Raw genomic sequence first — 26,800 nt, 5'->3', positions numbered from 1 at the left:
GCCCGCACACACCGCACACCGGAGTCTTCGGCGGCTGTCCGGGAAAACTTGAGAGCGTCTTCACCGAGCAGTGCCCGCACTGCCCTGCTCAGGACGGGGTGCTGCCGGGATCAGAGGGATCGTCCGTGAGCACGATGCCGCGTGAGGCGACCTCGAAGAAGCGGACCCGGAGATCGTGGGTACTGCCGCGGGTTTTGAGAACGGTCACGCTGCGATACATGGCGGATTCGGTGGGAACGTACTGCAGGAGCACCACGTTGTCGGCGAGATTGGAGGCAGCCCTGTCCGTCAGGCTGGTCACCCCGAACAGGTGACGAACTTCGTAACTCATCATGACGCTGACATTGTTCCGGGAACACCGGTGCAGCAGGGAGTACAGCGACTCGTCGAACCTGCTGGGATCCTCGGCGACACTTTCCAAGTCGTTGAGGGAGTCGATGAACAATCGCCGCGCCCCGGTCCGCTCGAGGGTGTCCAGAATGTCGTACACCCACTCGTCGAGGTTGATTTCGACAGGAGGCCGGTACTTGAGGGTGATTCCCTCGGTGTTGAACGACCACCCGAAACCGTGCAGGACCTGCTCGAGTTGTGTGGGGTCTTCCTGGAAGGTCGCCATCACCCCGTGGTCGCCCTGGCGAACGCCCCCGAAGAGGAAGTGCAGGCCCATCAGGGTCTTGCCGATACCGGTCGGTCCTGCCATGAGTGTCGACGAACCGACGCGATACCCCTCGTTGAGCATGTCGTCGAGAGCCTGGATCCCGGACGAGGCACGCTCCCGTTCACGCAGGTAGGCATGGTGATCACCGACATCGGTGAAACGAGGGTAGACCTCCAGGCCCTCGCGGGAAAGGCCGTAGGTGTGGCGGCCCGAGAAGAAGTCCCCACCACGCAGCTTGTGCACCTGCATGGAGCGGGAGGAGCGTTTCTGAAAACGATGGCTGCTCAGTTCGAGGATGCTGTCGGCGACGGCGAACTCGGGGGCGGTGGCCATTTCGCCTTCCTCGTACTCACCGAGCCAGAGCGTCGTGACGGGAAAGACGCTCTGCGTCGCGGCCAGCTCGTGCAGAAAGTTGCGGAATTCGATGCTGCTCGTCGCGTAGGAGCTCAGCGCTTTGAAGCTGTCGATGACGAGGATCCCCGGGCGGTACTCGCGGATGAATGCGCTGACGCGCTCTCCCACGCCGGTCACTCCGTGGGAGAGCAGCGTCGAACCGAGCTCGTCGTAGACGACGCCGTTGCCGACGAGTGCGGGGTCGAAGAACGAGAGGCCCTGGACATAGCGCAGGATCTTCTCGAACGGTTCGGAGGCCGTGGACAGGTACAGCGCCGGGCGCTGCGGATCGGCGTTGCTGAACACGCACTGCTGAGCCAGCAACGTTTTGCCCGTTCCGGGCAGCCCCATGACGAGGTTGATCGCGTTCGAGGGAAGGCCGCCGCCGGTCACTTGGTCCAGCCGCGCGTTGCCAGTCGAAATCCGGTCTATCATCGTCACTCTGTCCCAGGGGACGCGCCGCGTTCCAGCAGCTGTTGAACCGTGCTGACCAGCTGTAGCGGCTCGATGGGTTTTTGCAGGAAAGCCGAAGCGCCCACCGCGAACGCGGTCTCGGCCGAGGCCAGCGAGGAGATCGCCACCACCGCTGTTTCGGTGCGTTCGAGCAGTTGCGAGCACAACCGTTGACCCCGCACCCCGGAGATGAGCAGATCCACGATCGCCAGGTCCGGTGTGCGCTCGATCGCGGCATCGAGCGCTTCCTCCGCGCTGAACACCACCTCCACCTCGTAGCCCTCGGTCCGCAGGAAGTGCTCGGTGAGCTCTGCAGAGTAGGGATCGCGCTCCGCCAACAGGATCAACACCTTGCCTTCCACGGGCATCACCCTCCGACCCCGCCTTCCGGCGAGGTGCTCGCCCTGCGGATACGCGCCTGCTGCCACACCCCGAAGCCAACCACTCCGCCACCAGGGTTGACGACACGGCACGAGCGCGCAACCACAGGCGGGCCCGCAGCGACGAGCATCCCGACACGGGCCATCGCTGCTACGATGAGCGCAAAAGCTCGGACACGCCGCCCGGGCAACACAAGAGCCCCACCCTCCCCGCAGGCCACGCCTCGTCCCGTACAGCCGGCGACCATGCAGGCTGCCGTGCTCGTCTCCGTCCAGCGCGGCAGAAGTCAGTGAGCAACTTTCACTTACGTTCACACCCGGGGAACAATGTCGGATCACATGGACCGCAGGAACCCGTCCGGTGTCGGAGAGGGCAACGGCTCCTCGCTTCCGGACACCGAGAACCCGATCGCGGCGACATCGGAGCAGGCGGTCTTCTCGCTGGACCCGCAGGGGCTCGTGCGCAGTTGGAACGACCAAGCCGCGAAGATCGAGGGGTACAGCGGCGAGGAGGTCATCGGGCAGCATTTCTCCGTGTTCTCCCCGCAGGACCAGGTCGCCGCGGGACGCCCGGAGTGGGAGTTGACCCAAGCCATTCGAGCAGGCTTCTACCTGGATCAGGGTTGGCGCCTGCGCAAGGACGGATCCCGGTTCTGGGCACATATCGCGATCACGACGCAACGGTCGAATGACGGCAGTCTGTACGGCTTCATCACGGTGATTCGGGACGAGAGCGAGAAGCGAGCTCGCCATCAGCGATCGACCCGGCGGTTCACCGACCTGTTCGATCTCGCTCCGGTGGGCATCGGCTTGTTCGACGAGTCCGATCGCCTGTTGCACGCCAACAACGCCCTGTGCGAGCTGCTGGGCTACGGACTGGACGAGCTCCACGGGATGAGCGGCTCCGAGCTGCTGCTGTCGGAGGATCCCGCGGAAGGCATCATCCCGAAGTCACCCACATCGCTCTCCCCGCACGAACACGCGCCGGTGTCCCAACGAAGGCTGATTCGCTCGGATGGCAGGCAGCTGACCTGCGAAGTACACAGCGCAGTGTCGACAGAGGACAACGGCAACCCCTTCTGGCAGGTGGTGTTCCAGGATGTCACCGAGCAGCGCCGCCATACCGACATGCTGCAGCACCGGGCCACGCACGACGAGCTGACCGGGCTACCCAACCGATCGGGCATCAGCGAACGGCTCGACGAGCTGCTCGGCCACGGTGATCTCGACCAGATCGCCGTGCTGTTCTGCGATCTGGACAACTTCAAGCGAGTCAACGACTCACTCGGGCACGAGGCCGGCGATGAGCTGCTCGTGGCACTGGCTCGGCGCCTGACCACGGGATTGCCGCCCGCGTGCACAGCCGCGCGGCTCTTCGGTGACGAGTATCTGATCATCTGCTCCGATCTCGATGCTGTCGGCGGACTCGAAAAGCTCACCACGCTGACGTTGAACCTGCTGCACACAGTGGTCCCGGTCCGAGGTCAGCTGGTCACTGCCTCGGCCTCGGTCGGGGCCGCGGTCATCACGGCCCCGGGCACGACCGGCGAGGACCTGCTGCGGTTCGCCGACGCGGCGATGTTCACGGCCAAAAGCCACAGCCCCGGTTCCGTCTCGATCGCCAATCGGGAGCTGATCGACTCACTCGGCCAGCAAGTGCAGCTGGAGGGGCAACTGCGCGACGCGATTCACAACGATCGGTTGACATTGCAGTACCAACCGATCGTGGACTGCGACGGATCCGTGCTCATGGCCGAAGCGCTGGTCCGGTGGCCACACCCCCACCGCGGGCTCCTCAGCCCGGGCATCATCATGCCCGTGGCCGAGCAAGGCAACCTGCTGGGCCAACTCGACCGCTGGGTCCTGAGCACAGCACTGCGCGAGGCAGCGAACTGGCCCACGGTGTCCGGCAGGCCCGTCCGGGTCGCGGTCAACCTGAGTAGGTTGTTGCCGGACGACGAGCACTTCCTGAGCGAGGTTTCCGGCATCCTCGAGGAAAGCGGCATCGACGGGAGTCGGGTCGTGCTGGAGGTGGTGGAAAGCTCCCTGGGAGATCTCACCGAACGGCCTCGTGCGGACATGGCCGAGCTGGCCGAGCAGGGTGTGTGGTTCGCCGTGGACGATTTCGGCACCGGCTACTCCTCGTTGAAGCGACTGCGGGACCTGCCGACGCACGTCCTCAAAATCGATCGCGCGTTCGTCTCCGGCGTCGAGCACGATCCCGCCGACTTCGCGATCGTGCGGGCCGTGGTGGAGATGAGTCTCGGGATGAAGCGCCACTGCGTCGCCGAAGGCGTGGAAACCGCCGAGCAGTTCCGCATGCTGAAGAGTCTGGGTGTGGACGCATTCCAGGGTTTTCTCTTCTCGGCCTCGATCCCGGCCGCCGACTTTCGCGCCCTTCTCGAGCAGGGATCGGTTCCTGTCCCGGAGGAGAGCTGAAGCAGTCCGGCACCGAACCGTGGTCCTCGGGTTCTGTCGAAGAGGATTTCCTGCCGCGCACTCGTGCGCAGACCGTGTCGCGCTGGTCACCACCTCGGCGGCTCCTCGATCGTCCGCGCTCGCCAGTACGATGATCGCAGGCAGGTGTCCTGCAGTGCGTGGCGAGAGGATCGGTGATGACGGCCGGGTATGCGGTTGTCGACGTGGAGACCACCGGTTTCCGCGCGGGTGGGCACGACCGGATCGTCGAGGTCGCCGTCGTCCAGCTCGACCCGGCGGGGACGGTCACCGGCGAGTGGTGCACCGTGGTGAATCCGCAACGGGATCTGGGACCGCAGCACATTCACGGCATCACGGCCGCGCAGGCACGACAGGCCCCGCTGTTCGCCGACATCGCAGCCGAGCTCGCCGCGCAGCTGGCCGGGCGGGTCCTGGTCGCCCACAACCTGCCTTTCGACCTGAGCTTCCTGGCCGCGGAATACGCGCGGCTGGGTCTCGACGTCCCGCTGTCGACGGACTCCGGCCTGTGCACCATGGACCTGTCCGAGCGGTACCTGACCGCCACGGCCCGCTCGCTGGCCGCGTGCTGCCGAGCGGCCGGTGTCGCGCTGACCAGGGCGCACTCGGCGCTGCACGACGCTCGCGCCGCTGCCGGGTTGCTGACATGCTTCCTCGGCCGGACGCGGCCGGCACCACCCTGGGCGGATCTCCTCTCCCGCGCCTCCCGCACCCACTGGCCACTGGTGCCCGCGGGCACGAGCCGGGTGCTGCGTCGCGACATCGCCCCCGCGCCTTCTGCCCCGGCGGAGATCGCGCCCACGGCGCGGGAGGTTCCGTGTCCGGCCACCGGGGACCTCGTGGCCTTCACCGGAGAAACCCGCGAACCCCGCGAGATGTGGGAACAGCGAGCCCGAGCGGCCGGGCTCGCCGTCCAGGGATATGTCACGCGGAAAACCCGTCTGGTGGTCGCCGCCGACCCCGACTCGCTGTCCGTCAAGGCCCGCAAGGCCCGCGACTACGGCATCCCGATCGTCACCGAGGACGCCTTCGCCCGGCTGCTCGGCCGAACGGCCCCGGAACCCGCGTGAGCGCGGCGGACAGACAGCACCGCCCGTGAGGAGTGAACGGAACTCTCGCCCGTGTAGAAGTAACGAAAGTTCCGTTCACTCAAAACCTCAGGGGCGTCAGGACGACTGCGCCGGGCGCGGGGCACTGGCGAGCTGGCGGGACTGCGCCACCAGACGCCCGGCGGAGTCCCACACCTCGGCGTCCTCCTCGAGCAGCCCGCCCGCGAAATTGCGAGTGGCATGTGTGAGGCGCAGCCAGCCCGGTGCGGGTTTCGCCCGCACGTGCGCGGTCAACTCCAGCGTCGGCGTCCACCCGCCCAGGCCGAGATCCAGGGTCACCGGGGGCAGCACGTCGAGGGCGAGCAACAGCAGCAGCGGGTCGGGTTCGCGGCCATCGGCCATCCGCAACCAGCCCTGCATGCGCCCACGTCCGCTCGGCGTGCCGTCGATCCAGGCGGTGCTCTCCTCGTCCAGGCGCAGGTCCAGACGTTCCAGCAGGGCCGACTCCCCGGAGTTGTCGAAGAACCGGGCGCTCCAGGCCACGCACTCCTCCGGGGCGGGCAGCTCGGGAGGAGTGGCGGTGGTGCGCACCTCGTCGGGCAGCGAGTCCAGATCGCCGTAGGTGCCGGTGGCCCGGATCCGTTCCGTTTCCGCGCCGTCTTTGTCCTGCAGCAGCGAGACACTGCCCGTCGACATCGACCGGCCGGTGCGGGCGAGATCCGTGCGCAGCACCGCGGGCCCGGGCCGGGCCGGGCTCAGGTAGTGGGCACTGATCGACAGCGGATCGGGATGCCCCGCCGGGGCGCAGGTCGACCGGAGTGCGTTGGCCGCCACGGCCAGCAGGAATCCCCCGTTGATGCCTTTGCTGACCTGCCAGCCGCCGCCCACGTCCGCGTCGAGGACACTCGGCTCGTCGTGGCGCTGCTCCAGCGCGATACCTCGGTCGAACTCCGAGGCGGCTTCCACGGTTCCCGCGATCGTCGACATGCGGGGATTGTTCGTGTCCCCCCTGTCCGACGTCCTGCCCGAGTCGTCAACATCACAGACACCGGGATGGACGGGCGCTGCTCAGCATCGCCGTCCGGGCCGATGCGTTCGGCAAGCACGAGAACGAAGTCGAAGATGGCTCGGTGCACACCCGCACCCGTCGTATCGCCCCGGAGCGCACCCCGGGGGGCCGTCGCCGGGTTGTGCTACCGGGACTCGCCCTCCGCGGTCCCGGCAGCACCAGCCGGTGTCAGAAGGGGTAGTCGGCGATGTCCGGGCGCATGGTCAGCCACTGGGTTTCGGTGAAGGCGTCGATGTTGGCCTGGGCTCCGCCGAAGCGGGAGCCGGTTCCGGAGTCACCCCAGCCACCGAAGGGCGCATTGGCCTCGTCGGCGACGGTCTGCTCGTTGATGTGGATCTTGCCGGATGCGATGCGGTCGGCCAGGGGCATGGCCTCGCCGACGTTGCCGAGGACGCTCACCGACAGCCCGTAGGCGCTGCTGTTGACGATCTCGACGGCTTCGTCGGTGGTGGAGAAGGGAAGTACCGGGGCCACGGGCCCGAAGATCTCCTCGCGCCAGGCCGGCATGTCCGCAGTGAGTCCGGACAGCACCGTGGGGTGGTAGTAGGGGCCGTCGTGGGTGCCGCCGGCGGCGAGGGTGGCTCCGGCCTGCACGGTCTGCTGCACCAGGGAATCGATGTTTTTCAGCTGGCCCTCGTCGATGATGGGCCCGATGGCGACCTGCTCGGTGGCCGGGTTGCCGACCGGCAGGGTGCGGGCCTTGTCGGCCAGCGCGGCCACGTACTCGTCGTGCAGCGATTCGTGCACCAGGTGCCTGCCGGTGGCCATGCAGATCTGGCCCTGGTGCAGGAAGGAGCCGAACGCCCCGGCCGAGGCGGCCTTGGCCACGTCGGCGCCGGGCAGCACGATCTGGGCGTTGTTGCCGCCCAGTTCCAGATGCGCCCGCTTGAGGTGGGCCGCGGCGGCCTGGCCGATCTTTCGTCCGGCCGGGGTGGAGCCGGTGAACGACACGATGCGCACCTCGGGGGCGTCGACCACGGCTTTACCGGTGTCGGCCTCACCCGGCAGCAGCTGCAGCAGCCCCTCCGGCAGGCCTGCCTCTTCGAACACGCGCATGATGCTCACCCCACCGGACAGGGTGGTGCGCGGATCGGGTTTGAGCAGCACCGCGTTGCCCAGCGCCAGCGCCGGGGCCACCGAGCGGATGGACAGGATCAGCGGGAAGTTGAACGGCGAGATCACGCTGACCACCCCGGCGGGGCGGCGCCGCGCCAACGACCAGTGGTCCGCGTTGGAGGTCAGCACCTCGCCGTGCGGGTGCGTCGGCAGCGCGGCGGCCTCGTGGCATTCGGCCGCGGCGATGTCGGCTTCCAGCGCGGCTTTGGCGTCGATGCCGCCGGTTTCGCGGACCAGCCACTCCTTGACCTCGTCGGCGTGCTGCTCGAACAGCTCCCCCGCCCGGCGCAGCACGGCCGCCCGCTCCGCCGGTTTCCTACCGGCCCAGTCCTGCTGGGCCGCCGCGGCCTTCGACGAGGCCTCGTAGACGTCCTCGGCCGTGGCCACCCCGATCTCACCCAGACTGTCGCCGGTGGCAGGCTCGGTCACCGACCGGCTACCGCCGGAACCGGCCCGCCAGCCGTTGACGTGGATCTTGCCGGCCCAGACCTCCGGATCCAGCATGCTCATGATCGCTCCTCGGTGTTTCGCGATGGACGTTCGTCGATGCTCACTCGGATCGCTGCAGCACGGCGATGCCATGTTCCAGAAGCTGCTGAGCGGCCCGGCTTTCCGTGACAACCATAGGGAACGCGGGCGGGCAGCTTGACCCGGGCCGGTGAGGTGCGTGGCGGATCCGCGGCATCGTGCACGAGCATCTCGCCGAGTTCGGTCCGGCGGTTCCTCCACATGAACTGCACACAGCCGTCGCTCACCGGAACCGGTCCACCACTTTCCCCGGTTGCCGGAAGGGCCCACTCGGCTCGCCTCGGCACTGCCCGGTGCCGTGCCGGACAGTGCACCACCGGCGATCATCGGTGCGCTCTCAGACGAGATGGGCGCGGCGCCACAGCGGCATCCCGGCACCACCCACCAGACCCTCCTCGCGCAGGAACGGCATGATCTTCTCGCCCATCCAGCGCCGGGTGTCCTGGTAGTGCGGGTTGGCCAGCGCGGCCCGCCTGCCTTCCTGCGGGTCGATGCCGACAGCGGCGTACACGTTCGGGTCGATCAGGCTGTCGACGACGAAGTACGAGACCAGCGCGGTCTGGAACCGGTGCCAGTGCCGGGCGGCCGGACCCAGCTTCGGCATCGTGCGGCTGATCGCCTCCTTGGCGTAGCGCACGTGCCGGGCCTCCTCCACGACGTGGATCCGGTTGATCGCGCGGATCAGCGGCTGGATGTTCTCGTCGTCCATCATGGAGCGCTGCAGCCGGTCGAGCGTCTCCTCGGCGACGAGCACCGAGCCGAACATCGACGGTCCGGCCGCGGTGGTGTTGAACAGTCGCGCCAGGTTGTGGATCGCCCGGGAGGGCCCGTAGCGGGGCACGCCCAGTTTCTCCACAGCGCGGGCGAACATCACCGAGTGCCGGGTCTCGTCGCCGATCTCGGTCAGCGCGTACTGCGCGTGCGCACTGCGCGGGTCTCGATCGTAGGCATAGCGGGTCAGCGCCTGCATCAGGCAGATCTCGAACCACAGCCCGACGGACATGATGCTGGCGATCTCGTGCTTGGACAGCTCGATGCGTTGCTCGTCGGACAGGCGCTGCCACAGCTCGGTGCCGTACAGCGAGGTCCGCTCCAGCGGCATGAACGGCTTGCCCTCGACCAGCGGCGCGTCCCAGTCCACGTCCAGGTCCGGGTCGAAGGAGCTGCGTGCCGAGGAGGTGAGCAGCCGCGCGGCCGTGGTCTCGCGGTCCCTGATCTGCTCTGTTCGGGCCATGGTCGTCCTCCACATCACCGGGCAGTTGCACCGAGCACTACGGGCTGCACAGCATTACGGGGTACAAGCTGTACTCGGCAGTTGGGAGCGTACATCCTGTACCGGTTACTCGGTAGACTCGACGGCATGCCGACGAGCACCCGCCAACTCCGGCCGGACGGCCGCGCGACGCGGTGGGCGGGCCAGCACGAGCGCCGCCGGGCGGAGTTCGTCGACGCGGCACTGGCCGCGATCGCCGAGCACGGCCCCGAGGTCTCGACCGAGCGGATCGCCGAGCGGGCCGGGGTGGCCCGCACCCGGCTGTACAAGCACTTCGACGGCGCGAGCGACCTGCAGCGCGCCGTTTCGCGCCGGGTCACCGAGCTGATCACCGAGGAGCTCGAACCGGTGTGGAACCCGCGGGGATCGCCGATGCGGATGATCACCGTGGCGGTCGACACGCACCTGCGTTGGCTGACCGAGCACGCCCACCTGTACCGCTACCTGCTGCGGTACTCCCCGGCCGGTGAGGCCGCCGGCGGCTTCACCGACATCAAAACCGCCCTGGGCAGGCACCTCACTCAACTGTTCGGCGAGTACCTGCGAACTTTCGGTCTCGATCCGCGGCCCGCGGAGACGACCGCGTTCGGCCTGGTCGGCTATGTGGAGTCCGCCAGCGCTCGCTGGCTGGACAATCCCGCGGGCATCGGCCGCGAGGAACTCGTCGAGCAGCTCACCGAGACGATCTGGACCATCCTCGACCACACCCTGCGCGCCGGTGGCGTGGAACTGGATCCGCATCGGCCCCTGCCGCCCCCGCACGAGTTGGCGCAGGGCACCGAGGCGCCGGGCGATCACGACGAGACCGCGAAGCGATCATAGGGACAGCACGTTCGGGTGGGCCGCTCGCGGGAGAGCCGGGCTACGCGCCGGTGGCGCTCCACACGCGAACGTCGTCGGGAACGCCCTTGGCCTCGAAGCGGCCCCGCCTGCGCAGCCGTATCTGCCTGCCGTTCAGGTTCTGCCGGACGGTGTTGGAGATCAGCACCTCGCCGGGTCCGGCGGCGGCCGCGACGCGGGCGGCGATGTTGACGTCCTGGCCGTAGTAGTCGTCGCCGAGCCGGCGCGGCGTGCCGACGTGCACTCCGGCACGCAGGTGCAGGCGGTGGCCGGCAACGTCGACGGCACTGGTCGCGTCCTTGGCGGCGATCGCGGCCGCCACGGCGTCGTCGGCGTCGTCGAAGACCGCCATGAGCCCGTCACCGAGCCATTTGACGACGTGGCCGCGCTGCCGGACGAGCGGCTCGACGGCCGCACCCACTTCCCGCAGCATCCGCACGGCGAGGTCGTCGCCGACTTCGAGGGTCCAGGTGGAGAATCCGGCGAGGTCGGTGAACAGCACCGCCATCTTGCGCTCGCCCTCGTCGCCGGGGTGGCTGTCCGCGTGGGCCTGCCAGACCTGCAGGGCGCCGAGCCCGATTTCGCGCAGCACGCTGGGTTGCTGCGCGGCCACGGTCGTCAGCTGGCGACCCACCACGCTGCTCGCACCGGCACCACCGACCGACAACGGGTCGCCATAGCTCGAGTCGCCGGGCAGGCTGCGCCGCAGCCATTCCGTCACGGTGAGCAATCCGGGATGCCGGTCGACCCGGCGGATCAGTTTCCGCATCCGGCGGGTGCGTCGCCTGCTGCCGGGCAGGGTTTCGGAGGCCGGCGTCGACGCCCGCTTGCTCCCGCGTCGCCGGGGAAGACGGAGCAGGCGGCGTGCCGGGGTTGCTGCGTTCGAAGCCGCGGCGGAACCATCGTCCCGCGTGCCCCCGTGGCCGGCCATCTCCACCTCTCGGCGTTCCGTCCTCGATCCTGCCGATCAATCCTTCCACAGCGAATTCACCGAGGAACCGCCGCTCCCCTCGGGACGCCGGGATGCTCACCCCGGGCATACCTGGCGTTCAGGGCGCTGCTTCGGGCTCCGGAGGGCGATCGCTGCCCGTGTCCCGCATCACAGGTTGACGCAGCACGGCGCTGGACGAGTTCCCTTCGATGTCTTCGGGTCGAGACAGCACGACGCCGGCACGAGGCGAAGAGTATGGCGGGTTTCCGGACGGCCCTTCGCCTACCGGGGTCCGGTGAGTCGTTCACGCGAGGAGCGATTCACGAACGATGAGCAGCTACAGGTACGGAGCCATCGAAACGTTGATCAGCAGCTGTCGGCGTGACAGCGCTTGGCGAATTGGGGGCATCCGTTGCCCGGAGTGCCCAGGGCGATCACGAGGTCCTCCAGGGTGCGCGGTTCCCGCCGGTAGCGAGATACCTGGCGTGTCAATGCTTCGTGGACTGCCCGGGGAACGAGGTCGACCTGATCCAGCAGGAACTTGTCCTGACTCACGATCTCCAACCCATAGGGATTGGCAGCTTCTTCTGGGAAATGGCGGAGGTTCTCGGTCACCACCAGTTCGGCGTTACCGGCGACGGCTGCGGCGAGCACGTGCCGATCTCCGGGATCGTTGCGCATTGCCGGGATCAAGTCCTGGTAATCCTCCACGAGGGCATCGGGAAAGTGTTGCCGCATCCGGCCGATACGGCGCTGCGCCGCCTGTTCGGTGATGTTGTGCCTGATCAGGTTGCGTTCGAGTTCCTCCAGGATGTCGACCGACCACAGGGGCTGGTAGACCTCCTCTTCGGCAATGCAAAGCAGGGTGTCGCACAGCAGAGGTTTGAACAGGACACACGTGTCGAGAAGGACGCGGATCATCGCTGCGGTCAGTCCTCCCGGCTGAGGTCACTCGACCGCTGTGTGACAGCGTCATCGGGAAGATCGTAGATGCCGTCCTCCTCCGACTCGTGAACCATCTCGTCGAGCCCCGCCGCGCGGGAGCGCCGCCGCCGCTGCTGGTAGGCCAGCACGTCGGCCAAGCGCAGACGGCGATGCCGCCCCGGCTGCTCATAGGGAATTTCACCGGATTCGAGCAGGCGTACCACGGTCGGACGGGACACTCCGAGCAGCTCCGCTGTCTCACTGGTGGTCAGCACGGTGTGCTGCGGCGCCACGGTGATGGCCATTCCCTGACTCAGTGCCGTGGCGACGTCCTGCAACACCTCGAACAGTTCGTCCGGAAGTTCGATGCGGGAGCCGTCCCTGGCCACGAGAGCGGGTTGGGCGCCCCCCGCCGTGTCGTTGAGCGCGGAGAGCAGGTGCGACAGCTCGCCGGTCCGCCGGGGAGGGAGCACGGTGCGTTCGGACATGGGTGACCTCATACCCTCAATCTAGACCCAAAACGAACAAAACGAAAGCTTGGTGCTGTCATTTCTGACCACCAGCTACCGACAGTCGCTCAGTCCAGATCCCAGCTGATCGGTTCCACGACACGCATCACCGGTTGTGAAGCCTTGTGGGATCGGAGTCCGCGCGGTCCCTCGACGCCGCTCGCGGGCATGTCGATGAGCCAGTGCAGGACATCGTCATCGAGTTGGTCCGGTTCCTCGAGGTCGGCGATGAACCGCTCGACACCCGCCGTGTCGTAGGGCGCGGGCAGCGCGATGCCACCTTCGACCGCGTCCTCGACGATGGCGCGGCAGATCGCGGGCCAACGTCCCTGGCCCCACCAGTTCTGGGTGTAGCTGGTCGAGCCTCCGATCGTCAGCAACCTGAGGGTCACCTCGGGGCCGAGCACATTCTCGTCGAGCAGGCGCCACTGTTCGAGTTGCTCGCCGACGGTGTCTCGCACCTGCGGCCACCCTTCCCCGAAGAGCTCGGCGATTTTGCGCCCGTCGGGCAACGCCCACTCGGGGTCGGTCAGCGATGCTCGGAGATTCACCCAGTCCACACCCTCGATGGGGTTCACGTGTTCGTCGATGACCTTGGTGACCGCAATGTTGATCCGGGCCATCAGCACGTCGCTCGGCACGTGCCAGTCCTCGACCGCTGTTTCGTTGCGCCAACACCAGGCCGCGATGCCGAGAACAGCCGCGTCCGGTACGGCATCCGGCAGCACGTTGCGCCCGAACATGCCGACCACCGCATTGAGGTAGCTCTTCAGCTCCGGATTCTCATCGAATTCCTCGATGAGCTCCGACACGGGTATCCCGCGATACTGCGCAACCTCCTCGAAGATCCACTCGTCGTACTGGACACTCATGAACCGACTCAGCGACACGTCCGCATCTTCGTCGATCTCGACTCGCGTGGCGTCCAGGAGACCGAGCTCGCCCGCTCGCCGAGCGACGCTCTCCGCCTGCTCATTGACATCTCCGGCCAGTTCGATGACGACCTCGTCCTCCAGCATGCTGAAGGTCTGCGGCCATCCACCGGCAGGATTCTCGAACGGCTGCAGCCGGAGCACGTGCTCGTCCGGGCGATATTCGGCGGAGAGCTCCATACAAGTTCGGTGTAGCGTCGTGCACAGCACCGGACCTACTTCCCGGTCGTACTCACCAAAGTAGTTGTCCTCGTTTTCAAGCCACCCGGCCCAGGTCAAGCAGCCCAGGAGCCGCTCAAGGTGGTCGAAGTGCTCACTCCACTGCTCGTCGGTGGGTTTCCCCTCGTCCGGTGCGGGCATGTTCAACCTCCCGAGCAACCAGTTCGCGGCTGCCGGATCGTCGACGGACAGAACCAGCGTGTGTTTGCACGGTTCCTCCGAGCGTCCGAAAGACCAATCGAAAATCGATACTTCTACTTGATGGTCGGTACAGATCTCCCGCAACTGCTGTGCGGCCTCGGCCAGCGCGTCGTTGCGTTCCACGGTGCGCGCGCGAGCAGCTGCCTTTTCCGCGGCAACTCGCCGTTCTTCTCGTTCGCGTCGCTCGATCCATCGCTCGACCTGATCAGTCGTACCCCAGAGTTCGCACCGGTCGACTTTCCGGCTGAGCGCCTTGCCCTCCGAACGTAACCCCCGAAGGACCTGCGACACCGCTGCCTTCGGCAGCTGCAGCCGCTCGGCGATCTCTGCCGCTATCATCAGCTCGGAGTCTTCGCCTTGCTGATCGAACGCCCACAGGACCTGCCCCCTGGTCAACCACAGCGGATTCGTCTCGAGCTCCGTCCGTTCTGCGGTGGTCATGTGGCGCCGGCATGCCGGAGCGAACGAATCCAACGGCACGGAGCGGCGCACGGTCGTCCGGCACGGGGAGCCCGTCTTCAACAGGCGTCCACACTTCGGCTGTTTAGACACTTTTTTCCTCACTTTCCACTACCGCCACCCCGGACAGGCGGTCCCGGCAAAGTAGCTGGTAAACGATCATCGGTTTGATGCATCGGCTCTGAACCGGGACGTCGAACGGCTCGCTTCACCATCCGGTTGCCGTATCAATTCCCCAGGGTCAAAGCGACCTTGCCCGCTTTGGCTTCCTCTGCGGTGACGGTGACTTTTCCACGGTTGGTGACCTCGACCTGGTAGAACTCCTCCCCGGTGGGCACCTCGGGGACGAGAAGCGTGAACACGCACTCGGAGGAAACCATGTCCGACGCGCCCAGCACGCCCGTGGCGATGACCTTTCCGGCTGCATCGTAGACCTGCACCGAGGCTCCCTCGGCGATGTCGTTGTAACCGCCGGTTCCGGAGCACGAACCGTCGTTGTGGGTGTACACGCTCGAGCCGCCGAAGCTGCTGTACGAGGTGTCCCGGAGGGTGAACGTGCCGTGCAGCACGAACGTGCGGTTGGCACTGAACAGCACGGCGGCGACCACGGCCACCATCGCGACCGTCCCGAGAACAGCACCGAGAACGATCGGTGCGGTCTTGTTTTTTCGTCGTCGCGGGGCGATGGGGCCGGCGGAATATCGAGCGAAATCGAATTCGGCTTGCTGCGCTGCTGTGTACTGCGGCGAGGCCGACGGAGCGGAGGATTGCGCTCCGAATGATACAGCTTCCGAGCCGGCTGCAGCGGAATTCTGCTGCTCCTGCGGGGATTGCGACGGACCCTGCGGAGGATCCGAATCGGGTCTCAGCGGATCGGGTTTTTCGGGAAAGTGCTCATGAGCCATGGTCGTGTCCTTTTTCGGGCGAGGAATCCGGGGGAAGCTCGAAGCGTGCGATGCGTCGCGGAGCAGAAGAGGAGGAACAGCGCCGCGTCCCGATCAGTGCGGGCCGCGGCGCTTCGGATCAGGCCAATACTCCTTCGCCGATCAGGGCGTTGCGGCACTGTGTGCAGGTCACGTTCGTCAGCGGTTCGCGGTCCAGCCTGCGCTCGACCTCACGGGTGCCGGACCGATCGCACAGGGTCCACCGGTCGACTCGGGTGGACTTCGGTCGCTGATACACCGGCGCCGCGTGCCGCACCACCGATTGGCGTGCGGTGGTCTCCACCGGCACGTACTTGACGATGTCGTCCGTATGCGGGCCCGGGCACGAGTAACCACTCCCGGTAGCATCAGGCAAACCGGCCTCGTCGCTCGCTTCACCGGCTTCGCGCGGCGGGTGGGTGTTTTCCACGAGCAGGAGGTAGCCGTTCTGCTCGGTCTCGATGATTTCGCCGGGTCCGGGAATGGAATCGACGGGAATGGTGAAGTTCAGTCCATCGCTCATGGTGGATCCCTTTCGTGGTGCGCGGACAGAGGATGGAAACACGGCACATCGCCGACTTTTCGAGACAGGACGAGTCAACCCGGGAAGGAAGTGAAGCTCTTCCTTTCCGGGCGAAGTCTCACCTGAAGTGGAAGTGTGCCTTCGCGGCAATACGAGGAGGCGCTGAAGAAAGTGGTAGTTACGCGGGCGTGTCGGTGATCGTCGGGATGTCGGATGTCCAGTCGGAGGCGAACGTCTCCACCTGACACAGCACGTGTTCGATGGCCTCGGGCAGGACGCCAGCGCTCATTTTCATCATGGCGGACTCACCCCTTGCCCCGCCGACGCTGCCTCTTCCTTGGTCACATCGAAACAGTAGCACACCAATCTGCCGTTGACAACGTTCACAAACATACGTTTGCACGACAGCGTCAACAAAATGCTATGTCGATGCGGCTCGTTCGAGCATCCTCCGTGTATCAGTGGTGTGACCAGCTCCGTCGTGCTCGGCTACCTGAGAGGTGACCCGGCGCGCGCACAGCATGGCGAGTGTGCCTGCACCGCGCCGGAAGGCAGTACGACGCGGGCCCGCTCGATCATCGAGATGTCGTTTCGCTTACCTCTTGTGACCTGGGAGATCGTTGAGCAGCTCGCGCACCTTGGCCACGGTGGGGTGGTCCTCGGTGCCGTGGATCCGGAGCAGGTCGTCGAGCAGGGCGGTCAGGGTGGTTTCGGCGTCCTCGTTGCGCCCGGCCCCCAGTTGCAGCCGCCCGATCTCGCGACGCAGGTCGAGAGTGCGGGGATCGTCGAAACCCAGCACGCGCTGCTCATCGGCCAGCAGGCTGTCCATGGTTTGCAGCGCCTGGCTCGTGTTCCCGTCGAGGGCTTGGCAGGTGGCGTTGTACAAGCGGCAGCGGAAGACGAGTTCGGCGTCGGGTCCGTCGCGTTCGGCCAGGTCGGTGGCCAGTTCCCGGTAGACGGGTTCCGCTCGGCTGTACTCACCGCCTTCGAACAGCACGTTGGCCCATTCCAGGCGCAGGTCGATGACGTCGCTGTCGGTGCTCCCGAAAGCGTGGTCGGCCGAGTCGACCGTCGACCGCAGCAGCTCGGCGGCCCGGCTGTAGTGGGACTGCTGCATGTAGGAAGCGGCCTCGGTCTTGGCTTTCTCCACCTCGCTGCGACTGATGTCGGAGCGGATCGCCGCCGAGCCCGTGGAGGCGGTACCCGGCTCGGGGGCTTCCCTCCCGGAGGGAGCCGAGTTCTCCGTCCTGGATGTTTCCGCCGTTGCCCGTATGCCCGAATCCCCTGGAATTTCCGGGACTTCCGAGTCCGTATCGGCTACTCCGTCCGGGTCCGGTTGCTGCGGCTGCGGGGGTTGCCGGAACACCCGGCTCAGCACCGAGGCATACATCCGGGTGGGGCTGGGAGCCGACGGCGAATGCAACGCGCCGGGCAACATTCCCAAGTTCTCGGCGAACGGCAGCAGGCGCTCGTAAGCCGCGTGGGCACTGGCAGGCCGGTTTTCCGCTGTCTTGTCCAGCAGCGCGGCCATGAGCTCGTCCAGCTCGGCGGGAACATCGGAGCGGTACTGCTGCACCGGCAGGGGCCGGTCGTCGACCTGCTTCTTCATCACCTCGAAGGCGGTCGATCCGGTGAACAACTGCTGCCCGGTGAGCATCTCGTGCAGCACGCAGCCGAGCGAGTAGAGGTCACTCTGCGCCGAGCTCTTCGCCAGCTTGATCTGCTCCGGGGCCATGTAGGCGAGGGTGCCGACGGTCTGGCCAGTGCGGGTGATCTGGGACTCGTCGGTCATGTCGAGTGCAACGGCGAGTCCGAAGTCGAGCACCTTGACGGTGCCGTCGGGTTCCAGCATGAGATTGGCGGGTTTGAGGTCCCGATGTACCAGGGAGGCACCGTGGGCGGCCTCCAGCACCGCGCACGCCTGGGCCGCGATCGCCGCGGCCCAGCCCAGCGGTAATGCACCGTGCTCGGCGACCAGGTCGGAGACACTGATGCCGCGGATGCGCTGCATCACCAGGTAGGGGCGTTCCCCGTGGGTGCCGACGTCGAAGATGGCGGGCACTCCCGGGTGCTGCAGGCACGCGGTAATGCGGGACTCGCGGACGAACCTGCGCACCAGCTCGTCGTCGGTGGTTCCTTCGGGAAGGCGGATGAACTTGACGGCGACCTCGCGCTCGAGCTTGGTGTCGCGTCCTTCCCACACCTCACCCATGCCGCCCTTGGCGAGCGGAAGAGGCTGGAGCTCGTAGCGATCGTTGATCAGTGTTCGTGCCGCCACGTTCCCTCCCGAGAACGGTCCCGCGCGCGCATCATCACCTCGTTGGTCCCTCCGTTCCGTGGGAAGCAAGCCTGCTCTCGACAAGTCCGGGCACACCGAGCTTTACCAGTGTGTCACCGAGATCCGTGCTGCGGTGCGGCTTGTGCCGAAACAGCTCCCCCTGATGGAAAGCCCTGCCGAAGAGTCGATCAGCCGACGCGCCCGGTCCATCATCCGCGGCTTTGCCACGGGGTTTCCAGACAGCGGCCACCGGCATCGGTTCAGACGCCGCTGATCAGTTCCGAGGGTTCTCCGACCCAGGAGACATACAGCTGTTCGCGTGCGCGCGATCCGCACACGTACAGCAGGTTCCGCTCCCGGGCCCGGGCTGCTTCGCTCTCCTCGCCTTCGAGTTGCCGCACCGTCCGTGGCGGCAGTTCCTTGCTGCCGACACCCACGAGCGCCACGGCGCGGTATTCCAACCCCTTGGCACGATGCATCGTCATCACGCGCACCTGTTCGCCCAACGTGTTCTCGTCGGTGCCCGCTTCGACTGTCGCCACGGGAATGCCGGAGTCGCTCACCGCCTCGCTCAGCTCGCCGACCAGGGAGCGGGTACGCGCGACCACCGCCATCTGCGACCACGGGATGTCGGCCTCGGACCAGGCGCGGAGCTTGTCGAGGAGTGCGGACTTCTCGTCGGCGCTGCTGTCGAAACCACACGGCTCGGGTTCGGGGCCGTCGAATTCCGAGCGTGCCCCGGCCAGCGACTCGCCCTGTCCGTCGAGGTCGTCGACGGACTGCCCGTAGGCCACACGCAGGGACCAGTTCAGGATTTGCCGCGAGGTGCGGTAGTTGACGGTGAGCCTGCGCGAACGGCCCCGCGTTTCGATCCCGAGCCGGGACAGCACGACCTGTTTGCCGTAGATGCGCTGGTGCGCGTCCCCGACGATGAACAGATCGTCGTTGCCGTCCGGGATCAGCGCGCGCACCAGGCGCCAGTGCGCCGGATGCAGATCCTGGGCTTCGTCGATGATGGCGTGCCGGTACCGGGGCAGCTCCAGGCGGCGGCTGCTGCTGTCGTGAATGTCGTCGCCGCCGAGTGCGAGTTGGCCGGCCACCGAAGCAGCCTGCGCAGCGACTTGCGTGAACGTCATCAACTCCTGCGCGGTCAGCAACTGCGTGAACCGTTCGAAGACCGACCACAGATCCGCCCGTTGCGGGCGGGACACTCGCTTGCCCCGGCCGCTGCGGGAGGCACGCAGGTAGGTGCTGCGTTTCTCGATGCCTTGGGCGAGCACGACTTCCGACCATTCGGCTTGCAGGAAGTCGATGTCCCAGTGCTCGGCGGCGTGGGCTCGTGCGGTGTTCCAGGCCTCGGTGATCGGGGAGTCGCTGTCGCCGCGCGGTCGGGGGCGGGCTCCGCTGTCCTTGCCGGTGGTCAGGATTCGCTGTGCGAGTGCGTCGATGTTGAGCACGTCGACCCGTTTCAGGATGTCCGGGCCTGCGAGCTCTTTCAGTTGGGACTCGATGTTCTGGGCGAGGTTTTTGGTGAAGGTCGTGAACAGCACCTTGGAGTCGTCGCCCTGCTGTTCGAGACGCTTCGCCAGGTGTCGGGCCCGGTGGATGGCGGTGACGGTCTTGCCGGTTCCCGCGCCACCGGTGACGCGGTAGGGGCCGCGCCACCCGTCGTGGTAGGCGAGCTTGCGCTGCAGAGGATGCAGCCAGACACGCCAGGCCTTGAAGCTTCCTTCCAGCACGGCTCGCAACTCTTCGGCGTCGCGCCCGTCGGTGAAGGTCAGCCGGGACAGCGGCCGGTCGAGTGCCCGCATCACGTCGCTGGTGTCGATGTCGCGTTCCTGCTCGGCCACCAGGTTGGTCCACACCGTGTCGGCGTCGTGACCGGCGGCCAGGTCGAGGACGGCGTTGGCCTGCAGCCCGGGAAGCTCTTCGGCGACGGTCAACAGCTGGTTCTCGTCGGTGATCGCCACCAACCTTTCGGCGACTTCTTCGTCGATCCCGAAGGGGCGCAGATCGCGTGCCCGCAGGCCTTTCAGGATCGGTGCCGGGGATTCCGCGGCCGTGTCGGTCGTCTCGACGCGGGTGATGGCTTCGTTCAACGATGCCTGGTCCACCACTTCGAGCGCGCCGGTCACCTCGTTCACGCCGAACCGCAACCGGCCGGCGAAGGTGTAGGCGTCGTCGTGGGGTTTCACCGCCACCAGGACGTACCCGCTGGATTCCGGCAGCTCGATGAGCACGGCTCGCCAGAAGTCGTTGACGCGGGCGGTCTTGATCCGCGAGTCCGACACCCCGGTGGGGGTCTTCACGTCGAGGCCGGGCATGTCCGGCCGTTCCTGGAGTTTGACGACGAAGTCGAGGACCCGGTTTTTGACGTTGCCGTCCAGATCGGAGTAGGAGCCGCTGAACAGATCGGACATGACCACGCGCACGCTCATCCGGTATGCACCCCGAAGGCCGATGCGATGTCCTGCACGAGCTCCTCCTCGTCATCCGTGCCGTGATAAACGAACGTGTGCCAGTCGTGGTCCGCGAGCCAGTTGTCGCGCTCGCCATCGGTGTCGACGACGACCGCGATCCGCTTGTCGGGCCAGCTGTACTCGACTTGCCAGAGTTCCGAGTCACCGACCTCGCCGCCGGCTTCCGGTTCGGGAATGCCGAGTTCGGCGAGCCGTCTGCCCACGTGCTCCAGGCATTCGTCGGTGTATTCGAGCACGATCTCCCATTGTGGGTGGCTGACGTCGACGGTGACCGGTACCTTCTCCTGGCCGCTCAGCGCCAGCGGCGGGGTGCGGCCCCGGAACACGTCGAGCGATCGACGTGTCCAGATTTCGGCCATCCGCAGCGGCATGGTGTGGCCGATGCGGGGCAGCGGCAGGAACTGCAGCAGGTTCGACCAGCGCAGCCAGTCTCGCCATTGTTGATCATGGGTGGGGCCGCCGACTTCGCTGGGGCGGTCGTCGAGCACGGTCAGGGCACCGACGCTGTGTGTTCCTTTGCCTTCGGTACTGCCGACGACGGCGATCGGCAGCCCGGACAGCCCCGCACGCGGGGCGAGGATGATGGTGCCGCTGCCGCTTGGGAGCTTCTCCCCGCCGGCCCAGGAGGCGAGCGCACCGGCGAGCCCGTCGGGCTCGCGCTGGACGAATTTCGTGGCGGCGTCCTTCTGCGCTTTCAGCAGGGCGAGGCAGGTCTGTACCGCGGTTTCCTCCCACACCGGTGCGGACGGGTCGCACAGGTACGCCAGCAGCGCCGCCATCGGGTTGCCCCACAGCGCTTCCACTCGGGTGTCGGCCACGTGGGAGCGAGCGGCGTTGCGCACGGCGGTGTCGACGAGGTCGGGCTGCTTGCTGCGGTGCCCGTCCAGCAGACGCGTGTAGCTCTCGACGTCGTCCCACGTCAGGGACCAGACCCGGTGGCCGTTGTCGCGCAGGGCGCAGCGCTTGCGCGCGTCATCGGCGGTGCGGTCGGTTTCCGCCGAGGCGTGGTAGGCCTTGCCGTCGAGGTAGATCGCCACGGGAGCGTCCTGGGCATCCTGCCGGGTGAGCAGGAAGTCCGGTTCGGTGGCGACGCTTCCGGCCTGCACCGGCACCAGCGGTCGCAGGGTCCACCGCCGCGGCTGCTCGTCCGGGCCGAGCAGCCGGATGTCGAGCTCTTCGCCCTTGTTGCCCATCGCGGCGGTCCACGATTGGCCGCTGTGCTGGTCCACCCCGCGTTTGAGTTGTTCGCGGAAGCGCAGTTCCAGTTCGGACAGTTGCACCGAGGAGATGTCGATGCCGGTGACGCTGCCGATGTCCTCCACGGTCCAGTTTTCGAGCAGGTCCGCGAGCAGTTCGCGGGCGACGCGCCGGTGCGCGTGCTCCACCTCGTTGCGCGTGGCCACCCCCAGCAGGCAGCGGTGGCAGGCCGCCCTGCCTTCGTGCTGGCAGGAACACGAGGCCAGCACGTCGTGGGCCTGCTGCAGGATCCGGCGCATCCGCTGCGGCTCGCCGAACCGGTCGAGGTAGCCGGTGCCGCCGGGCACGGTGTCGTGCAGCACCAGGAACCGCCGGGTGCGGCCGTACTCGTCCGGCATGCGGGCGGTGACCACGTCGAGGTGCTGCGGGTCTCCGCCGAAGTCGTGCCGTAGCCCCAGCAGCAGGGCGGTTTTGAAGGAGGTCAGCCGCGTGTCGGCGTGGAAGGTCGACACCGGCAGCAGCAGCCGCACGGCCTGCGTGGTGATCTGGTGGGACAGCAGCAGCTCTTCCCAACTGGTGGGGGTTCCGCGCCGGGTGGAGCACCAGCCGCGGTGCCGGACCTTCTCCTCGGGTCCGTGCTGCCAGACCACGCCGCAGTAGCCGCAGGTGGTGAAGCGCGGTGTCGATCCTCGCTCGCCGCTGATCGCCGCTTCCGAGCCCTTCCGGTCCGCCCTGCCGAGGTTGAGCGTGCGGATCGTGGCCTGCCGGACGTACTCGGCGCCGAAAACACGCTCGGAGAGCCGCCAGGCGTGCTCGATGTGCTCCGGTGCGACATCGACTCCGGTGACCGTGGCGAACCGGGTACGGGTGCGGTCCTCGGTCTCGTCCTCGATCAGCGCCTCGTCGCGGTGGTGCACCGCGGAGACCCTGCGCAGCTCCAGGACCTTGTGCACTGAGCCCGCGTCGGCGACCCCGGTGTTGCCGCACCGGGGGCACGAGCCGGGCGCCGGCGTCACGGTGGTGGTGCCCCAGCCGCATTCGGGGCACAGCCGCGTGGAGCGCCAGTGCGGCTGCCCTGCCGGACCGATTTCGAGGGCGTCGACCTCCACCCGGTAGCCCTGCGCGTAGAACACGGCTCCCGGGGCGAATTCGGTCAGCGCTGTTTTACTGCCCCGGCCGTAGCTGTGCTCGCTGGTCTGCAGGCTGCGGTCACCTTCGTCGTCGGTGGTCCACCACAGTGAGACGTCCAGTTCCGTGTAGTCGTCCCGCAGGTTGTAGTTCGGCAGCAGGCCCAGCTCGCCGAGCCCGGTGAGGGCGTTGCGTTGCCAGCTTTCCTGCAGCATCGCCGAGACTGCCTTCGATTCCCCGGACCAGCGCCTGCGGTCCTCGAGCTGGGTGTCGTCGAGGTGGCCCTGCTTTTCGAGGTCGCTGATGGCCGTGGCGAGTTCGCCGAACCGTTTCTGCAGTTCCTGCCGGTGTGCCGACCATTCGGCGGAGGCCTGCGCGATCGCGTTGCGCAGACCCTTCGCGGCGAATTCGCGGATGCTGTACCTGGCGGGTTCGTCGAGCTGCTCGGCGTAGAGCTCGAGGAACTGTGCTGCCAGCTCGGCAGCACGCTCGGTGACGGTGTCCACGAACTGCCGCAGCCAGCTCCCCTCGGCCAGCCCGTGTTCCAGCAACGGCCCGAGCAGCCGGGGCATGTCGCGACCCAGCCGCAGGTCACCGTTCGCCACCCGGTCGAGGCAGAACGCGAGGTACTGCCGCTGCAGCAGCTCGGTCGCGGCCAGGTACGCGGCGGGCGGGGTGATCTCGCCGTCGATGAGGTGTTTGGGTTCGGACAGGTAGTACAGGTCCCGGGGGCTGCTGGGCACGGCCGCGAGGATCAGCGCGTTGCCGGTGGCACGTCCGGCACGTCCCGCCCGTTGCAGGTAGTTCGCGGGACTGCGCGGCAGGGAGGCCAGCCCGACGGTGGACAGGTCGCCGATGTCGATACCGAGCTCGAGCGTGGGCGTGCAGGTCAGCACGTTCGGGTCGATGGGGGATTGCCCGGACGAGAAGCTGCGCTCGACCCGCTGGCGGGTCTTGTCGTCCAGCAGGGCGGTGTGCTCGTGGGTGACCAGGTGCCGCAGCCGTCCCGAGCGGTAGAGGCGGCGGTAGAAGTTGTCCTCGCGCACCGGGTGCGGTTCGAGGGCCCCGGTGCAGCGCATCCGTGGGCACGGCGCTTCGTGCCACGAGTCGCGGCGTTCGGGTGAAACCGGCTGGATGTGGTGGCATTTGGGGCAGCGCAGCTGCGCGGTTTCGAGTTGTGCCTTCTCCAGCGGGGTCAGCAGGATGCGGGCCGGGTCGAGCCCGTAGATCGAGGCCCCGGAGTGGGAGGTGTGCCGCACCAGCGGTGACTCGGCGCTGTCGGCGAGGGTGCGCATGACCGATTCCAGCAGTGCCCGAGCTTCGGTGGGCGTGGCGCCGAGGCAGCGCACGGTCCAGTCGGTCACCCAGGAGTCGCTGCGCGGGCGCAGGCTGTCGAAGCGGGATTTCGAGGCGTCGGTGAAGAACTGCGGTGCTCGCCTGCCGTAGGGGAACCGTTGCATGCCTCGGGGGCTGCCCAGCGAGATCGGCCACGGATTGCCGTCCCGCGCGATGTAGGAGGTCAGCCAGGGGTGTGCGATGCCGCCGCGGCGTCGCAGCCGGTCGAGCAGCCCGAGGATCCAGGTGCGGTAGGCCGCGGTGCCGGGCATGGTGAGGCCCCGCTCGGGAAGGCCCTCGTGGGTGTCGCGGGCCAGGTCGGCGTGGCGGTCCAGGTCCAGGTCGTAGTCGACCGCGAGCGCCCCGGTCAGTTCGAGGGTGCGCCCCATCCGGGAGCGCAGTCCCAGTTCGAGGTGGGTCTGGAAGCCCAAGCGGGTGCCCAGCAGCGACCGGTACTGACCGCCGGAATCGCGGTCGAGCCACTGCCCGGTCAGCCCGAGCCGTTGGGAGAAGTCGGGCGGTGCGATGGCGTAGAGATCGTCGGTGCTGCTGGCGGCCAGGCCCCGGGTGACGTCGGCGAGGCTGCGGCGTTCCCGGCCGGTTTCGCACAGCACGGCCGAGCGCAGGTTGAACTGGAAGGCACGGCCCTCGATGAACGCGGACCGGTGCGCGGCGTCCTGCACCGAGTCGGTGAACACGAGGGTTTTCTTCTCCTCGTCGGCCACCAGGTCGGAGCCGAACAGTTGGGTGAGCGCGACGCTGACCAGGGTGGCCACCGACGAGCCGAGGAACCGCACCGCGTCGTCGGTACCGCAGGAGGGGCAGCGCTGCTCCTTGGCCGCGTCGGCGTCGGGCGTGACCAGGACGGGCAGGCCTTCTTCGTTGTCGCGGCCGTAGGCCAGCGTGTGGGGGTCGATCCGGCGCGCGCCGGGTTCGTCCTCTCCGGCCAGCAGCACGGTGCGAATGCTGGCGCGGTCGGTGACGCTGGCCCGCCAGATCTTCTCCGGGGCGCCTTCGAGCGCTTCGTCCAGCTCGGTGGCCACGGCCTGCCATCCGGATCGTCCGCACACCCGGCAGTAGGCGGCGGGCAGGTACCGGACTTCGTCCTCGCGGGGGCCGTCGTGCCACCACGCGAAGTGCGGCGTGGAGGACACGGCGCGCAGCATCCGGGTGACCTCGCGGACCCACAGCTGCACTTCCAGGTTCACCAGGGGCCGGGTGCGGCCGTGGTCGGTGTGCACCCGCGCGGCCGACAGGACGGCGAGGAACCGCAGCAGCGCCTGTTCGACCTTGCGCGGGTTTCGCTGCTTGGCAACGCCCCACTGCAGCACTCCCGAGTTGGCCACCGCATCGACTGCTTCGGTCAGCGTCAACGGTCCGGACGACAGCGCCTGGATGACCGCGCGGGTCAGGTAGCTGCGGCTGAGGCGGTGTCCGAGGGAGGTGCGGCTCGACATGGCCCCGCCCAGGAACATGTGCGCCAGCGGCTGCCACGAGTCCTTCCGGGCCGCGTCCGGTACCGGCAGGGCCGTCACCGACTCCACGTCGGGAGGGTCCAGCTCGAAGTCCACATCGGAGACCACGTCGGCCGCGTCGAGCCGCTCCTCGGTGACCACGGAGTCGGGGTCGAAGGGGGTGCCGAAGATCGTTTCGGCGAAGGTGCGCAGTTCGGCCGAGCGGGTCGTGCCGCCGAGCGTGGCCGAGGTCGCCACCGGGGTGATGCGCCCGAGCGGTTTGCCGGGTTCGGCGACTTTCACCGTGGCGCCGAGTCTGCGCAGCAGCATCGCCACGTCGGTGCCCTGGGCGCCGTCGTAGGTGTGGAACTCGTCGAGCACCAGGTAGCGCAGGCTGGTGGCCGACTGCGACCACAGTGGCGCGTCGGCGGGGCGCTGCAGCAGCAGGTCGAGCATCTTGTAGTTGGTCAGCAGGATGTCCGGCGGTTCTTCCCGCAGTGCTTGGCGGGAGTCCACGAGGTGCTCGCGGCTGAGCCGGGTGTGGTTTCCTTCCCCGCCGATGTACACGCCGGCGGTCACCCCGTGCAGGTGTGGCTCGTCGTGCAGCAGTTCGGCGATGCGCCGGGCCTGGTCGGACACCAGCGCGTTCATCGGGTAGAGCACGATGGCCTTGATGCCGGTCTCGCCGCGTGCCTTGGCACGTGCCGCGTGGTCCAGCAGCGGGAAGAGGAAGGCTTCGGTCTTGCCCGAGCCGGTTCCGGTGGTGACGATCGTCGGCTGAGCCGGTGAGTCCCGGTCGGCGAGGCGTTCGAAGGCACGTGCCTGGTGCCGGTACGGCTGGAAATCTTTCGGCTGCCAGTCCAGCGGCGAGCGCCACGTTTCGGTCACCGGTTGGAAGGGTGTCCGCACACGCAGGTAGGGGCCGCGGAAGATGCCGCCGGAGGGGTCCAGCAGGAAGTCCTCGAGTGCCGCGCGCGTGTCGTCGTCGGTCAGGGCGAACGTCGTGGACAGGTACTCGGTGACCGCACGCTTGGTCTCCTCCGCCAGCAACGACGGATACATGGTCATGTCCTTCCCCGGGCGAGTTCGCT

17 protein-coding genes are annotated in these 26,800 nt (G+C 67.5%); 3 read left to right on the top strand and 14 right to left on the bottom strand.

The features are described 5' to 3' along the window. Window positions 1–88 precede the first annotated feature (88 nt). Window positions 89–1,486 carry an ATPase domain-containing protein gene (locus tag DFQ14_RS04355; RefSeq protein WP_114451758.1) on the bottom strand — a complete coding sequence of 466 codons (1,398 nt, stop codon included), beginning with the start codon at window positions 1,484–1,486 and terminating at the stop codon, window positions 89–91. 2 nt (window positions 1,487–1,488) lie between these two features. Further along, a complete protein-coding gene (locus tag DFQ14_RS21780; protein WP_158546654.1) occupies window positions 1,489–1,866 on the bottom strand; it encodes a response regulator in 378 nt (125 codons plus the stop codon). Window positions 1,867–2,223: 357 nt separating this feature from the next. Between DFQ14_RS21780 and DFQ14_RS04345 the strand changes: the two genes are divergently transcribed. Both DFQ14_RS04345 and DFQ14_RS04340 read left to right on the top strand, forming a co-directional pair. After that, window positions 2,224–4,323 (top strand): sensor domain-containing protein, encoded by a 2,100-nt coding sequence (locus tag DFQ14_RS04345; protein WP_246195306.1) that lies wholly within the window; start codon window positions 2,224–2,226, stop codon window positions 4,321–4,323. Window positions 4,324–4,499: 176 nt separating this feature from the next. After that, window positions 4,500–5,411, top strand: a complete 912-nt coding sequence (locus DFQ14_RS04340; RefSeq protein ID WP_114451755.1) for an exonuclease domain-containing protein — start codon at window positions 4,500–4,502, stop codon at window positions 5,409–5,411. Between the two features lie 96 nt (window positions 5,412–5,507). Here DFQ14_RS04340 and DFQ14_RS04335 read toward each other — a convergent pair whose 3' ends face one another. From DFQ14_RS04335 to DFQ14_RS04320, 3 genes are all read right to left on the bottom strand, one after another. Next, a complete protein-coding gene (locus tag DFQ14_RS04335; RefSeq protein ID WP_114451754.1) occupies window positions 5,508–6,377 on the bottom strand; it encodes a thioesterase family protein in 870 nt (289 codons plus the stop codon). Window positions 6,378–6,627: 250 nt separating this feature from the next. Further along, window positions 6,628–8,085 (bottom strand): benzaldehyde dehydrogenase, encoded by a 1,458-nt coding sequence (locus DFQ14_RS04330; RefSeq protein WP_114451753.1) that lies wholly within the window; start codon window positions 8,083–8,085, stop codon window positions 6,628–6,630. 355 nt (window positions 8,086–8,440) lie between these two features. Then, entirely contained in the window at window positions 8,441–9,337 is an 897-nt protein-coding gene (locus DFQ14_RS04320) for an AurF N-oxygenase family protein (protein WP_114451752.1), read from the bottom strand. A gap of 126 nt (window positions 9,338–9,463) precedes the next feature. Here DFQ14_RS04320 and DFQ14_RS04315 point away from each other — a divergent pair, with 126 nt between their 5' ends. Beyond that, the gene (locus DFQ14_RS04315) at window positions 9,464–10,198 is read left to right on the top strand and encodes a TetR/AcrR family transcriptional regulator (RefSeq protein ID WP_114451751.1); all 735 of its coding nucleotides are present in this window, start codon (window positions 9,464–9,466) and stop codon (window positions 10,196–10,198) included. Window positions 10,199–10,238: 40 nt separating this feature from the next. On the opposite strand, the gene DFQ14_RS04310 is transcribed toward DFQ14_RS04315, so the two are convergent. The 9 genes from DFQ14_RS04310 to DFQ14_RS04270 all read right to left on the bottom strand — a co-directional run bounded on the left by DFQ14_RS04310 (window position 10,239) and on the right by DFQ14_RS04270 (window position 26,777). Next, a complete protein-coding gene (locus DFQ14_RS04310; RefSeq protein ID WP_246195304.1) occupies window positions 10,239–10,985 on the bottom strand; it encodes an adenylate/guanylate cyclase domain-containing protein in 747 nt (248 codons plus the stop codon). A 528-nt stretch (window positions 10,986–11,513) separates the two neighbouring features. After that, window positions 11,514–12,068 carry a PIN domain-containing protein gene (locus tag DFQ14_RS04305; RefSeq protein WP_114451750.1) on the bottom strand — a complete coding sequence of 185 codons (555 nt, stop codon included), beginning with the start codon at window positions 12,066–12,068 and terminating at the stop codon, window positions 11,514–11,516. 8 nt (window positions 12,069–12,076) lie between these two features. Continuing rightward, entirely contained in the window at window positions 12,077–12,559 is a 483-nt protein-coding gene (locus DFQ14_RS04300) for a helix-turn-helix domain-containing protein (RefSeq protein WP_246195303.1), read from the bottom strand. Window positions 12,560–12,648: 89 nt separating this feature from the next. Beyond that, complete coding sequence (locus DFQ14_RS04295; RefSeq protein ID WP_141921291.1) at window positions 12,649–14,373, bottom strand: hypothetical protein; 1,725 nt, start codon at window positions 14,371–14,373, stop codon at window positions 12,649–12,651. A gap of 245 nt (window positions 14,374–14,618) precedes the next feature. Next, window positions 14,619–15,005 carry a hypothetical protein gene (locus DFQ14_RS04290; RefSeq protein WP_246195302.1) on the bottom strand — a complete coding sequence of 129 codons (387 nt, stop codon included), beginning with the start codon at window positions 15,003–15,005 and terminating at the stop codon, window positions 14,619–14,621. 409 nt (window positions 15,006–15,414) lie between these two features. Next, window positions 15,415–15,837 (bottom strand): hypothetical protein, encoded by a 423-nt coding sequence (locus DFQ14_RS04285; protein WP_114451748.1) that lies wholly within the window; start codon window positions 15,835–15,837, stop codon window positions 15,415–15,417. Window positions 15,838–16,432: 595 nt separating this feature from the next. Beyond that, complete coding sequence (locus tag DFQ14_RS04280; protein ID WP_246195300.1) at window positions 16,433–18,115, bottom strand: serine/threonine-protein kinase; 1,683 nt, start codon at window positions 18,113–18,115, stop codon at window positions 16,433–16,435. Between the two features lie 260 nt (window positions 18,116–18,375). After that, on the bottom strand, window positions 18,376–20,553 hold the full coding sequence (locus tag DFQ14_RS04275) for a UvrD-helicase domain-containing protein (RefSeq protein ID WP_114451747.1): 2,178 nt from the start codon (window positions 20,551–20,553) through the stop codon (window positions 18,376–18,378). Beyond that, window positions 20,550–26,777 (bottom strand): DEAD/DEAH box helicase, encoded by a 6,228-nt coding sequence (locus DFQ14_RS04270; protein WP_246195298.1) that lies wholly within the window; start codon window positions 26,775–26,777, stop codon window positions 20,550–20,552. Before DFQ14_RS04270 ends, DFQ14_RS04275 begins: the two co-directional genes overlap by 4 nt. Window positions 26,778–26,800: the final 23 nt, after the last annotated feature.

The sequence above is a fragment of the Halopolyspora algeriensis genome, from assembly GCF_003337235.1.
In the GTDB taxonomy this organism is placed as follows: domain Bacteria; phylum Actinomycetota; class Actinomycetes; order Mycobacteriales; family Pseudonocardiaceae; genus Haloactinomyces; species Haloactinomyces algeriensis.
Note: the sequence above shows the minus strand (reverse complement) of the source record. Positions and strands in the feature narration are given on the sequence as shown.